The 12,968-nt window shown below is 61.2% G+C and carries 10 protein-coding genes and 3 pseudogenes; 3 read left to right on the top strand and 10 right to left on the bottom strand.

Annotated features, from left to right (window positions below):
- Nucleotides 1-2 precede the first annotated feature (2 nt).
- A complete protein-coding gene (locus tag GLR48_RS24395; protein WP_237066690.1) occupies nucleotides 3-3,401 on the top strand; it encodes an outer membrane beta-barrel protein in 3,399 nt (1,132 codons plus the stop codon).
- A 365-nt stretch (nucleotides 3,402-3,766) separates the two neighbouring features.
- Nucleotides 3,767-4,114 (top strand): annotated as a pseudogene (locus GLR48_RS24390) (IS6 family transposase); the annotation flags it as partial.
- A gap of 351 nt (nucleotides 4,115-4,465) precedes the next feature.
- On the opposite strand, the pseudogene GLR48_RS24385 reads toward GLR48_RS24390, so the two are convergent.
- Nucleotides 4,466-5,710, bottom strand: a pseudogene (locus GLR48_RS24385) (IS3 family transposase).
- Nucleotides 5,711-5,803: 93 nt separating this feature from the next.
- Between GLR48_RS24385 and GLR48_RS25880 the strand changes: the two are divergent.
- Nucleotides 5,804-6,250, top strand: a complete 447-nt coding sequence (locus tag GLR48_RS25880) for a fatty acid desaturase (protein ID WP_272911721.1) — start codon at nucleotides 5,804-5,806, stop codon at nucleotides 6,248-6,250.
- A gap of 198 nt (nucleotides 6,251-6,448) precedes the next feature.
- Here the strand turns inward: GLR48_RS25880 and GLR48_RS24375 are convergent, their stop codons facing one another.
- From GLR48_RS24375 to GLR48_RS24340, 9 genes and pseudogenes are all read right to left on the bottom strand, one after another.
- Nucleotides 6,449-7,546, bottom strand: a complete 1,098-nt coding sequence (locus tag GLR48_RS24375; protein ID WP_237066688.1) for a DUF2254 domain-containing protein — start codon at nucleotides 7,544-7,546, stop codon at nucleotides 6,449-6,451.
- Nucleotides 7,547-7,627: 81 nt separating this feature from the next.
- Complete coding sequence (locus GLR48_RS24370; protein WP_237066686.1) at nucleotides 7,628-8,572, bottom strand: extracellular catalytic domain type 1 short-chain-length polyhydroxyalkanoate depolymerase; 945 nt, start codon at nucleotides 8,570-8,572, stop codon at nucleotides 7,628-7,630.
- Nucleotides 8,573-8,677: 105 nt separating this feature from the next.
- Complete coding sequence (locus GLR48_RS24365; protein WP_237066684.1) at nucleotides 8,678-8,830, bottom strand: hypothetical protein; 153 nt, start codon at nucleotides 8,828-8,830, stop codon at nucleotides 8,678-8,680.
- 99 nt (nucleotides 8,831-8,929) lie between these two features.
- Nucleotides 8,930-9,097, bottom strand: a pseudogene (locus GLR48_RS24360) (helix-turn-helix domain-containing protein); the annotation flags it as partial.
- 35 nt (nucleotides 9,098-9,132) lie between these two features.
- A complete protein-coding gene (locus GLR48_RS24355) occupies nucleotides 9,133-9,735 on the bottom strand; it encodes a plasmid pRiA4b ORF-3 family protein (RefSeq protein WP_237064713.1) in 603 nt (200 codons plus the stop codon).
- On the bottom strand, nucleotides 9,732-11,378 hold the full coding sequence (gene tnpC, locus GLR48_RS24350) for an IS66 family transposase (protein ID WP_237066681.1): 1,647 nt from the start codon (nucleotides 11,376-11,378) through the stop codon (nucleotides 9,732-9,734). The genes GLR48_RS24355 and tnpC overlap by 4 nt, the downstream gene beginning before the upstream one ends.
- Nucleotides 11,379-11,437: 59 nt before the next feature.
- The gene (gene tnpB / locus GLR48_RS24345) at nucleotides 11,438-11,788 is read right to left on the bottom strand and encodes an IS66 family insertion sequence element accessory protein TnpB (protein ID WP_237066679.1); all 351 of its coding nucleotides are present in this window, start codon (nucleotides 11,786-11,788) and stop codon (nucleotides 11,438-11,440) included.
- Nucleotides 11,785-12,093, bottom strand: a complete 309-nt coding sequence (locus GLR48_RS26190) for a transposase (protein ID WP_442915876.1) — start codon at nucleotides 12,091-12,093, stop codon at nucleotides 11,785-11,787. Before GLR48_RS26190 ends, tnpB begins: the two co-directional genes overlap by 4 nt.
- The gene (locus GLR48_RS24340) at nucleotides 12,063-12,821 is read right to left on the bottom strand and encodes a Crp/Fnr family transcriptional regulator (protein WP_237066677.1); all 759 of its coding nucleotides are present in this window, start codon (nucleotides 12,819-12,821) and stop codon (nucleotides 12,063-12,065) included. Before GLR48_RS24340 ends, GLR48_RS26190 begins: the two co-directional genes overlap by 31 nt.
- Nucleotides 12,822-12,968 lie beyond the last annotated feature (147 nt).

Raw genomic sequence — 12,968 nt, 5'->3', positions numbered from 1 at the left:
ACATGCGACAGTCCAATCGTGGCATTTCCGTCCTGAAGGCCTTGCTGGCGGCCACGGCCCTGTCGGGGGCCGGCGGCACGGCGTTGGCGCAGTCCGATGCTGGCTTTGCGATCTCGCTGAACGGGGCGCCTGTGGCGGGCGACAAAGCCGTGGCCCAGCAGGTGCGCAAGGTCGATGTGGCCTTGGCCGCGGCCGACATCCGCGTCACATTCGACGGGCTCGGGGCTGAACCGCGCCTCGATCTTGAACAGTCGCCGGGCGCGGCCGAGGGATCGGTCGTCCTGCAATCGGCGCTGAACTACCCGGCCTACGTCAACCGGGGCGAGATGCGGATCATCGACCCTGCCGCCCTCGGCGGGCCGCGGGTGGTTTCGGTGGTGCCGGTCGATCCGAACGGCACCGTGACCGTCGATCTGCCGCAGGATGGCGACCTGATGGTCGTCCACAGGGTTTACGATGCCGCCGGTCGCTACGACGAGACCGCGGCCCAGGCCCTTGGCGCGGCCTTGCCGATGGGCAGCGTCTCGGGCGTCGAGGAAGGCCGCGATACCGTGCGCCGGCGGGGCATTCCGGTCTTTGGCGGGGCGGTTACCGTCTCGGGAGCGAATGTCGTGCCGGGGGCACGGGTGCAGGCGCTGGGTGAGACCCTGCGCCCCGATCCCGCGGGCCGCTTCGTGATTCAGCGGATCCTGCCGCAGGGCACCTATGCGGTCGACGTGCGCGTGGCGGGGCCGGGGCAGGCCACCGGCCTCGTGCGCGATGTGACCATCCCCGCGGCCGACTGGTTCGCAGTCGGAACGGCGGACCTGACCTTCGGCCTGCGCACGGACGGGCGCGACGACAGCTCTGACACCTATGCCACCGGGCGCATCGCGGGTTTCGTGAACGGGCGCACCGCCACTGGCTACGAGGTCACGGCCTCGGTCGACAGCGGCGAGGGGCCACTCCGCGACCTGATCGGCGACCTTGACGAGAAGGATCCGCGCCAGCTGCTGCTGCGCGTCGATCCGGACGACTATTATCCGACATTCGGCGACGACTCCAAGATCGTCGACCTGACGCCCACCTCTGGCAAGATTTATGTGCGCATCGCGCGCGAAGGGAACTTCGTCCAGTTCGGCGACTTCGTGGCGTCGCTGGGCGACAATGCCTTCGTGCGCAACGATCGCACGCTCTACGGCGCGCAGGCGCATGTGGAATCGCGCGTCCAGACGACCTATGGCACGCCGATCCGGCAAGCGACCGTGCATGCCGCACAGCCCGACCGGATTCCGCAGCGCGAGGCCTTCGTCGGCACCGGCGGGTCGGTCTACTTCCTGCGCCAGCAGGACATCGCCCGCGGCACCGAGCAGATCTTCGTGCAGGTCCGCGATCCGCAGTCTGACCGCATTATCGACAGCCAGGCGCTGGTGCCCGGCGTCGACTACCAGATCAACTATATCCAGGGGATCGTCACCTTGTCGCGGCCGCTGTTCGGTACCACCGGCGACGGCCTGATCTCCTCCACCGGGGCGCGGCGCGACGACGTGGTCCTTGTCGCGCAGTACGAATACACCCCCGTCGCGGGCGACGTGGGCGGCTATGCCACCGGCGGCCGGGTCGAAGGCTGGGTCACGCCGCAGCTGCGCCTTGGCGTCGCGGCTACCCGTGACGACACTGGCCTGCGCGATCACCAGCTGGTCGGCGGCGACATCCTGTTCGCCCCGACAGAGCGCACCTACCTGCGCATCGATGCCGCCCGCAGCGAGGGCCGCGGCATCGACACTCTGCTGTCCTACAACGGCGGCCTCGACAGCCAGACCCAGGACGCCGCTAGCGGGCAGGGCCAGTCCCTGCGCGTTGAGGGGCGCGCCGATCTGGCCGACCTGGGCCTTGGGCGCGACGGCGTCGTCGGCGGCTACGCCGAACATCGCGACGCAGGCTTCTCCTCGCTCGACACGCAGGTCACCGCGACGACGGGGGACGAGGAGCTGTGGGGCGTCTTCGCCGAGGTGAGCCTGTCCGAGACGACTACGCTGAAGCTGACCTACGACAGCTACACCAACGCGGCCGGCGACGAGGACTTGGAGGGCGAGGCGGAACTGGCCGGCCAGCTGACGGAGCGCCTTTCCTACACGCTGGCGGCCGCTCGCATCGACCGGGACGACGCCGACGAGACCGGCAATCGCACCGATGTCGCGGCCCGCCTGACCTACGCTTTGGACGACCAGTTGTCGGTCTACGTCTTCGGCCAGACGACGGTGAACCGCGACGGCCTTGACCGCGACGATCGCGTGGGGACTGGGCTGACCTACGACACGGGCACCGGCTGGGTGCTCGAGGGCGAGGTCTCGGACGGGAATCAGGGTCCCGGCGCGCGCGTGCTGGCGGTGCGCACCGATGCGGCGGGCGATACACAGTACATCGGCTACACCCTCGATCCCGGCAGGGACTTGAACGGCGTGGACCTGATCGGCCGCGACCGGGGCCGCGTCGTTGTGGGCGGCCGGCGGACCCTGTCCGAGACCGTCTCGGTCTTCGGCGAGAACACCTACGACATGTTCGGCCAGCGCGACTCGCTGACATCGGCCTACGGCGTGACCTACCGCCCGAACGCGGCGTTGACGACGACCCTCGCCTATGAGCTGGGGCAGGTGCAGGAGAGCGCGTCGGACGACTTCGACCGGCAGGCGATCTCGCTCGGGGTAGCCTACGCGACCGAGGACCTGACGGCCAAGGGACGGATCGAATACCGCACGGAAACCGGCACTCTGTCGGACGCGCCACTGGACAACGACACGGTGCTGGCCTCCGTCGACCTGGCCTACAAGATCGACGAGACCCAGCGCATCCTGTTCAGCGCCGACAGCCTGCGGTCGCGCAGCGACGAGACCGCGTTCCGCGACGGCGACTACACCGACGTCTCGCTGGGATATGCCCTGCGCCCGGTCGAGAACGACCGCTTTAACATGCTGGCGCGCTACCGTTACCTTGACGATCAGGTCGGCCAGCGGCTGGACGGCACGGACGATCTGGGTCCGGTTCAGCGCAGCCACGTGGTCAGCGTCGATGCGTCCTACGACCTGGATCGGTTCTGGACGCTGAACGGCAAGATCGGCTATCGCAGCGCTGAAACCGCTGCGGACCGCGACTCCACCTTTGCGCGCAACGACGCCGTTCTGGCGGTGGTTGGCGCCCGCTATCATCTAGCGAACGACTGGGACATGATGGCAGAGGTGCGCCACTTGGCGTTGACCACGGCTGATGTCACCGAGACGGGTGCTTTGGTCGCCGCGTTCAAACAGATCAACGCCAATCTGCAAGTCGGGGCGGGCTATAACTTTAGCCGGTTCTCCGACGACCTGACGGACCTCACATTTGACAACCAGGGACTGTTCCTGAACATCGTGGCGAAATACTGATAGCCGCCCCATGTCCATCATCTGTCGCTTGCCTTGGTCAAAGTGCCGTTGCCAAACCAGTTGCAGCGATGCCTTTCCATTTGGTGCCGCGGTTCGCATTCATTGCGTCCAAATGGCCCACCTGTCCGATAACAGGGTATGCAGACGGTAAACCGTCTGCCCCTGGCTTGCGCACCGCGGCGGCCCTGAGGGTCCTTCTGAGTGCGTAGCGGCCGACGATAACGGCGCCTGAGGGCTTCTTGTCGTCCGGGGAGCTTTGGCAGGTTATACTGCTCTTACTTCAAAACCCGAAAGTTCTCGTTGGCTATGACGCGGAAGGGCATTGCCAAGTTGTTCAACCGGCATGATCGGGCTATTTCTACATCATGAAAGTCCTAACCAGTATGCTGCGCCTGAAGGGCTTTAGGTTCCCTCGGGAAATCATCGCCTACGCTGTTTGGGCTTGCCATCGCTTCGCAATGAGCACGGCCGACGTCGAAGACCTGCTGGCCGAGCGCGGTGTGATTGTCAGCCGGGAAGCGATCCGGTTGTGGGTCAATCGCTTTGGTCCACATTTCGTAAATTGCGTCCGGCGCAATCGTCCTCGCTCCAACGACAAATGGCATCTGGCTGAGGCCGTTATCTCGATTCGAGGGAAGAAACATTGGCTGTGGCGTGCCATCGACGCGGAAGGGGACGTCCTCGACATTCTCGTGCAATCGCGACGAAACGCTATCCTCCAAATTATCGACGAAAGCTAATGCAACCTTCCGGCACAGCGCTGACCAAGCGAAAGACAGCAGAAAGACAGCAGAAAGACAAGGTATGTCAACATTGCTGACATAACGTATAAGTGAAATTATGTAATATTCTTTCACACTGTGTAGCAAATTGCGGCTGATCTTCATGCCTATATCGTTCGGGTTGAACGGACTAAATTTTATTCAAAGCTGCCGCTTCTCAGGATCCAACTTACCGCAGGAGATATGGGCAAAGGTTGGTGACGCCTAATCATGCGGCGGTCTGAAGGTGGCTGCGACCGTCGCGGAACTCTGTGAGCTGCTGCCGGTTTCGTGGACACCGGGTTAGGTTTGCATAGCTCGGTCCTCGAACGCCATAGGGCTGAGATAGCCCAGCTTCGAATGCCGTCGCCTCGGATTGTAAAAGCGCTCGATGTAGTCGAACACGTCGGCGCGTGCCGCGTCACGGGTGCGGTAGACCTTGCGGGCTGTCCGTTCGATCTTCAGCGACGAGAAGAAGCTCTCCATTGCTGAGTTGTCCCACACATTGCCCGCACGGCTCACCCGGCAAATGATGCCGTTGTCCAGCAGCAGGCGCTGAAACTGCTCACTGGTATATTGCGATCCTTGGTCTGAGTGATGGAGCAGCGCGTCAGCCTTTCCGCGCCGCCAGACGGCCATCCGCTGCCCGGCAGTGGTTTGCAGGTCATTCCGGTGGAATGACTGGCAAACCATGAGAGGGATCAGCGCATCCATGACCAGTGAAGCATCCCGTTCCGCCTTCATGGACCAGCCGACGGTGAGCCATTGATGCGCCATTGGTTCAAGCACAATGGCGAACCCTGGAGAACAGGTCCAGCACGACCGCCACGTAGAGCCAGCCCTCTGCGGTCCAGATGTAGGTGAAGTCGGCAAGCCACTTCTGGTTCGGCCGGTCTGCTGTGAAGTCGCGGTCAAGGATGTTGTCGGCGATGACCGACCGCTCGCCGTCATCCTTCGGGTTCCCGCGGCGTTTGGGCCGCGCTCTCATTGCATTTAGCCGCATCAAGCGTTCGATCCGGTGCAGTCCACATGCGAGACCTTCTTCCAGAACGTCACGCCAGACCCGGCGGGCGCCATAGGTGCGATCGCTGGCCTTGAAGCTCTTGTCGATCGACTGGACGAGCTTTGCATCCTGAGCCGCGCGTTCGCTTATCGGCCTTCTGAGCCAGGCATGAAAGCCGGATCGGGAGACGCCCAGCACCGCGCACATCCAGCTGACCGGCCAAATGTGCCGATGCTTTGCCACGTAAGCGAACGTCATGTCGCTTCCCGCGCGAAGTAAGCTGCCGCCTTTTTTAGGATGTCACGCTCCGCCTTGAGCTTGGCGACCTCTTTCTTCAGGGTCGCAATCTCGGCCAATTCTGCGCGTTGCAAGCCATTGCCGGGAAACGCCGCAACAGGCGCTCCCATCAATTCCCGCATCCAGCGACGCAGCACGCTCTCCGCAAGATCCAGGTCCCGGCACGCCTGAGCGACCGCAACGCCTCGCTCGGTCACCAGCCTTACCGCCTCGATCTTGAACTCGCGGCTAAACTTCCGTCTCGTCATATCCACTCTCCAGTTCAATGGTCACGATCTTATCTTCGTGTCCACAAAACCGGCAGCAGCTCACTGAGGTCAGCTACATCCTGGCTCAGCGCAATGGCAACGAATGCAGTTCTGGCAAGCCTGATCGGTGTGGCCGTCTGGATGGCCGGAATTGTCCCGGTGCTGGTGACGGTTCTGCCGACAGCGCTGGTCGCGGCCTCCGCCGGCGTGTGGCTGTTCTTTGTTCAGCACCAGTTCGAAGAGACATCCTGGGACCGGGCGTCTGATTGGGAACTGCACGATGCTGCCTTGGAGGGCAGTTCACATTACGTCCTTCCGCCAATCCTGCGGTGGTTGACGGGCAATATCGGAATTCACCATGTTCATCACCTCTATAGCCGGATACCGTTCTACCGCTTGTCAGAGGTGCTGCGTGACCATCCCGTGCTCGCAAGCGCCCAACGCCTGACAATGCGTCAAAGTTTTGACTGTACGCGACGACATCTCTGGGACGAGAACAGCCGCAAGCTCATTTCCTTCGCCGAGGCACGACGCGTATGAGGCCCTGCTACCCTCACCCTTGGATCAATCGCATCATCGCGGGCGGCAATTCGGTGCCGCGGCCATGACGTGAAACGGGTTCAAAGCGAGGTCGCTCCGGCCTGCATGGCGCACCAGTCGGGGTTGAGACGGCCTGGCCCGTAAAGAATTGACATGCTCGGCGTCAGGAGGCGTTCGAAAGTCATCAGGCCCCCCGCTTCAGAACCTCTGTCGAGCGAGCAGGTCCTGAAGCACGTCCCGATCAAAACTCAGAGAAGTGCTCTGCTCGCTGGCGATAAGCACCTGTTCATTTAACGTCATTATGGCTTCACGTGCTGCGGGCGGGAATGACTGGCTCAACTTGTCCATCGTGTTGACCAGCCGCTTCACCACATTGACGTCGGACATCGCGTAGCGTGCGATTGCCGAGAAGGCATTACATGCCAGATCAGCGATGACGATGACTTCAGTCAGGAAACGCAACTGTCCTTTATCGTCGTAGCGGTCTGGCGATGGGATATCCCGGCCAGACAATCGGCCGAACACTTCTCCAAGTCGGTCAATGCAGTAGAGTGCTGTCGTGGGGTCATTTATGCCGGGCGACAAGGATCGCTGGGCCAGTTCGACAATACGCCGGATCGCAAACTCGAGGTCCTGATGGACTGATCGATCCCGCCCGATGACAATTGCGCCACCCAGGCTGTCGGCGATCCCGTCCGACACCCGATCACGCGGATAGGCTGTGATCATGCAACCGTCTTTGGCCACAAAACGACCTGGCGGGGTCTCGATCCGCAAGACAAGTTCATGTTTCTTGGCAATCCGCATGAGCGCGTCCATGCTGACATTCTGCACATACCCGCTCCCATCGGCACGGACCTGTCTGGACCCCGCATCAAAGTCGTTTGGCAGCCGTTGCGCCGCAGGCTTGTCCTTGTCGCGCGCCGGGCAGTGCCCAAGCCGTTCCGGAAAGAGCCGGTCAACGGCAATACACCCGTCGTCGGCCAGTTGAGCGAGCAACGTTTCGATGCGGATTGAGGTGGCGATATGATGGATGAAGTAGATAAGCACCGCGACACCAACCGCCGCGAGAACGACCGCAAATGCCGCAGTCAGGTGCGGCACGAAACTGGAGTCAGCCGTTCCCCGCACCGCACGCAGTACGACCAGACAATAGAGGAACGTCGCCACAAAAGTGCCCAGCACGATCTGGTTGCTGCGGTCGCGCATGAAGTTTTCCAGAACCCGCGGCCCGAACTGGGAGGACGCAAGCTGCAACGACAGCATGGTAATGGAAAAGATCAGGCTGGCCACCATGTCAACGATGCGCAGCCAATCGACGAGACTAACCCGTTGACCGACGCTGGACGGTGCATCGCCCTGACATTCCGACCCGCCTTATGCTGCGGTTTTCGGTTCATCCGCAATTGCGGCATCGGCCTGCGTCAAACCCCAGAAATTCGCGATGTGGCGGGTCGAAGAGATGCCGACTTCCAGCATGTAATCGCCTGCTTCTCCGAGGCCTTTGTCGCCTTCTGCGCCAATCGGTGTGCCGTGGCCCATGGCCTCGATGATATATTCTTCGATCATCACGCGCCCGTCCGCGGCGCACCAGACTTTGCGGGGAAAACCATCGACCGTCTCCACCCGTGTAGGTTCGCCTTCGACATCGTGGATCTTCTGCCATTGCGCAACGATGGACCCGGCGTTCGAACTGGCGACAGTCGTATCGCTGCCGCCTTGCCAGACCGAGATCGTGGGCCAGGGTCCGTCGAAGTCCGACGCGTCTTGGACAAGCGCGTCGAGGCGATTGTCCGACGGGCTTCCAATGCCATTCATGCGCATAACCGCCTCGATCATGTTGCTCGCGCTTCCGTAAGCCAGCCCGGCGATGATCGCCCCACCGGCAAAGACCTCTGGATAGGTCGCAAGCATAACGGATGTCATGGCACCGCCAGAGGACATGCCGGTGATGAAAACGCGCGACGGGTCGATGGCATGATCGTCGACGACCTGTTTGATCATCTGACGAATGGACAGCGGCTCTCCTTCCCCACGCTGGCTGTCGCCGGTCTTGAACCAGTTGAAGCTGCCGATCATGTTGTTGATCAGTCGCTGCCCCGGAAACAGGAGCGCGATCCCGCATTCATCGGCGAGCATCGACCAGCCTGATCCGAGATCGTAGTCAGCTGGTGACTGGGTGCTGCCATGCAGCACGACGACAAGCGGGCCGTTTTTGGGGAAGTTCTTTGGAACATAGATGTCGGCGCTCAACGACCCGGGGTCGGTCCCGAAGTGTGGCAGCGCCGTGAGGCGATTATTCGTATCTGTGTACATGGTCATGGGATATCCTGCTGCGCGAGATTTCCTCCGGACTATGCCAATGATGGCAGCCCAGGCTGATTTCGATCAGTTTTGGATGGATTAATTTCGTCCACTTTTGCGACGTCATTTACTCAACCAGTGCCCGATGGCCGCAGAAAGGGCGACCTTCTGTGTCTTGAGCCAGACGGAGACAAAAATCATATGCGGTTCGAGGATACCGTCACCGCGCACGCCGCCATCGCAGCCGGCCGTGATGACATCGACAAGGTCTTTCACGATCGCGATATAGGAATGACGGGGTGTCGAACTCCACCAAGATGTTTTCTGACCAGATCGGCCTGGACTGCAGATTGCGGCATAAGATCCGGGACGCCGTCACATGAGCAGCGGACCGGTCTGATCCAGGTAGGCCGGATCGAATTCTGCCAGTTTCACCAACCCGTCGAGGTCCATGATTTCGACCCGACCCTCCCTCATCGTGACAAGACCGGCTTCTCTTAGTTTGCGCAGAGTCCGATTGACATGAACGGATGTCAGCCCCAACGTAAGCATCCGCCGAAGGCCGCCGCTGTGCCCTATCAGACGGGCTTCGGAACCGCTTTTGGTTTGCGTGGCTTTGGTGCCCATTTTTTGGCGAGGCGCTCAAAGTTGTCGAGGATGCGGCCGATCTCTGCCTCATCTGGGTCGAACTGTCCGCCATACCATTCCAGCATCCGGTCGTGTTCCTCGTGCTTGGGATCGGTCATTGCATCAAGGAATTCAGCATAACCGGGCACGCCACCGACATCTTCCGGGGGACAAGCACCGATAGCCCTGACAAGGCGCGGATATGCGGCGCCCGGGATGGCGTCATCGATCTTCTCGACCTTGACCACATGGTGCCAGTTGTCGCCGAAGTCATAGACGTAATGAATGGTTTTGGTGCCGACATCTTCGAGCACATCGAGCAAGCTTGTTTTGCTGGCGGGCAGCGGATCATCGTAGTCGTATTCAGGATCTGGCACGCCCCAGCCGACTCCGCCGGCCCGGAACTCATAGAGATGGCTGTCGGTCCATCCCATGGCGGCTTGGATCACATCATGTAGGCGGTTCAGCTTGATCTTGAGGGGCACATCGAAGCGCCGGAGCACCTGAGGTGCGACATCGGATAATGTGACCTTGAGGCGCGCGACCGGTATCATGCAGCAATCCTCCCCATTTGCGTTGCTGACTTCCAGTGCCATGGCAGCAGCTCTGGCAGCCGTGACACGGGCAAATCCGGCAGGCGCGCGAGCACATCGGCCATCCATGCCTGCGGATCGATATCATTCATCTTTGCCGTGACGATGAGGGTATACATGAAGGCCGCCCTGTCGCCACCGCGCTCTGACCCTGCAAAAAGCCATGACTTTCTGCCCAATGCGATACCGCGCAGAGCGCGTTCGGCGGCATTGTTCGTCAGGCAGAGGCGCCCGTCATCAAGGAATGCGGTGAAGGCCTCCCAGCGACCTGTCCCGTCGAGCATGTAATTGATCGCCTTGGCGACAGGGTTGTGCTTTGACATCCGCGCCCGCTCGGCCAGCATCCAGTCATAAAGATCCTTGACCAGCGGCGCGACCCGCTGGCGCCGGACTTCATGACGCGCTGCAGCTGACAGGCCGGTGATCTCGCGCTCGACAGCGAAGATGGCATCGATCCGGGTCACAGCGTCCAGCGCGATGGGCGAGATTTCTTCTGCCACCTTTTTGCCCTTACGGGCGATGGACTTGATGTCGGCCAGCTCGAATAACTTGCGTCTGGCATGGCTCCAACACAGCGCAGAGCGCACCGGGCCCGGACTACGATCTGCCAGATACAGGTCATTGTAGCCGCCATAGACGTCCGATTGCAGCACACCATGCCACCCGGCCAAATGCCGTGTCGGGTGTTCCTTGCGACGATCTGTTGAGAAGTGGAAGAGCGCGGCAGGCGGCGCACCCCCATCCCATGGTCGGTCATCGCGCACATAGGTCCAGAGCCGCGCAGTCTTGGTGCCGCCGCGCGCCAGAAGCGGCACGGTCGTGTCGTCACCATGCAAACGGCCACCGTCCAGCACGTGGCGCGCGATCAGCGCATGAATGGGGGCCAGTGCTATACAGGCATGACCGATCAGATCAGCCAGGGTAGACAGGCTGAGATCGACACCTTCCCGCGCAATCCGATCGGATTGGCGGTTCAGTGGTTGGTGCTGTCCATACTTGTCGAAAGCAATCATGGCGATCAGCTGCGGCCCGGCCCAACCGCGCGGAATGGCGTGGAAAGGCGCTGGCGGCTGGCTGATCTTCTCGCATGACCGACAAGTGAACTTTTCGCGGACGGTCTGGATCACCTTCCACTGCCGCGGAATAACTTCCAGCGTGTCGGTAATGTCTTCACCCATCTTCACGATGCGGTCCGAGCCGCAGCAGGTGCAGTTGGTCGGCGCCTCAACCACCACACGCTCGCGCGGCAGATGCTCGGGAAAGGGTTTGCGCACCGGCTTGCGCCGCGTGAAGGCGCGCACGGTGCTGGCCTTGTCCTGCGCTGCGGCTTGTTCAGCCGCCAACGCATCCTCGGTGGCAGCTGCTTCCAATTCCTCAAGCTGCAATTCCAGCTGATCGATCAGCCGCGCGCGACGCTCGGAAGAGATGCCGTATTTATCGCGCCGCAACTTTGCGATCTCCAGCTTCAATTCCCGGATCATTGCTTGCGTGCAAGAGGCCAGGGCGCGGGCCTGTGCCAGTTCGACCTCCGCCGCGTGCGCGCGGGCTGTCTGCGCGGCAAGGGCGGCACTCAATCTGGCGATTTCGGAAGCGGCATCTGACATGGCAAATATTTACCACAGACAGCATGAAGCGCCAATAAAAACAGGCGTTTCACCGTAATTTACCCAGCCGTTTTGGGCCTCTGCGTCCAGCGTGGGTTTCTCCAGTCGATCCCTTCCAGAAGATAGCCGAGCTGGGCGGCGGATATCGAAACAGCCGTCCCATCCTGGCTGACCGGCCAGATGAACTTCCCCGCCTCAAGCCGCTTCAGATACAACGACATGCCGACACCGTCATGCCAGAGCAGTTTAACCAGATCGCCTTTTCGCCCCCGGAAGCAGAAGATCTCACCGGTATGCGGATCACGTCCAAGGCCCTGCTGGACCGACAACGCCAAGGTATTCATCCCGCGCCGCATGTCCGTCACGCCACCCGCGATCCACACGTTCGTGCCCGCCGGAAACGCGATCATCGCCCCACCGACAGACTGTTGAGCAAACGCGCTGCAGCCTCCATGTCAAAGTCGGACGGGATCGACACACGACAGCGCGCGCCAAAATCGACAGTCATCACAGGTGCCGGCGGAGCCGGCATATTATCAGGATCAGGCCCACCTGGAGCTTCGTCGATGTTAAAAACACGCAAAAACTTCGGGCCAGAACTCAGCAAACCATGCCGACAACGATAGCGCCAATCGTAAAGCTGGGACCGCGAAACGTCATGGCGCCGCGCGACCTCGGCCAAGGTCACGCCATTGACAAGGCTTTCCTCAACGATCCGGACCTTCTCGTCATCTGTCCAGCGGCGACGCCGCCCAGTATCAGAGACTGATAAAACTTGAATGCGGGGGGTGTTCTCGTGTGCGTCCATAAGAACACTCGATAAACAATCACACCCACAAGCAGCCAGACGGCCCCCGGCGAATGTTTACGCCCCAACGCATCTGCAAGGTGATATTGCGACAGCGGACAGGCGTACCCCGAACTGTCCGCCATGCCGACAAGCGTTAGTCGCGAAAAGAGCTCCAACAGGAAATGAGCGAGACGCTTGTCAGCGTCACGGCTGCCAAGCCGAACCAGATGTTCGACGACCATCGCTTCGTCACGCGAGGCGGCCCACAGTATGGCCGTGGCCAGTCTTGGGGTCTCGGAGAAGGCGTCGAGCAGATCGCCTTTGGGCACTTCGATGGCTTGGATGTCGACAATCGGCTCGAAGCTGTGGTCGGATGTGCGCAGCAGGATGCTGCGCAGCCCCAGGAAATCACCCGGTATCTGAAAATCGATGATCTGGCGTTTGCCGTGAGGTTGCAGCTTGTAGGAACACACCCAGCCCGCGGCCAGAACATAGGCGGACTGCTTGGTCTGCCCTTCGTGAACCAGATCGCGCCCGGCGAGGAAGGATCGACGCCTCTTGTGCAGTCGCGCGAGAACGGCAAGGTCACCATCAGACAAGGCAACGAATGCTGCCAGCTTTTTCGTGAGAGGACTGGTCTCGATGGCGTGCATGCATGTCTCCGGCCGTTACTATTACTAGGCCGAAAAATGGCCTTCCGCCCTAACATCGATCAGTCGGGCGGACATTCGTTCATGCCAGAGTATGGAAGTCGTTCAGGATGCTTCCTGTATCCCGAAGACCTCATGCACTGAAGGACG

It is taken from the genome of Loktanella sp. M215, assembly GCF_021735925.1.
GTDB lineage: Bacteria > Pseudomonadota > Alphaproteobacteria > Rhodobacterales > Rhodobacteraceae > Loktanella.
The sequence above is the reverse complement of the archived record's forward strand: the minus strand, read 5'-3'. Positions and strand labels throughout refer to the sequence as shown.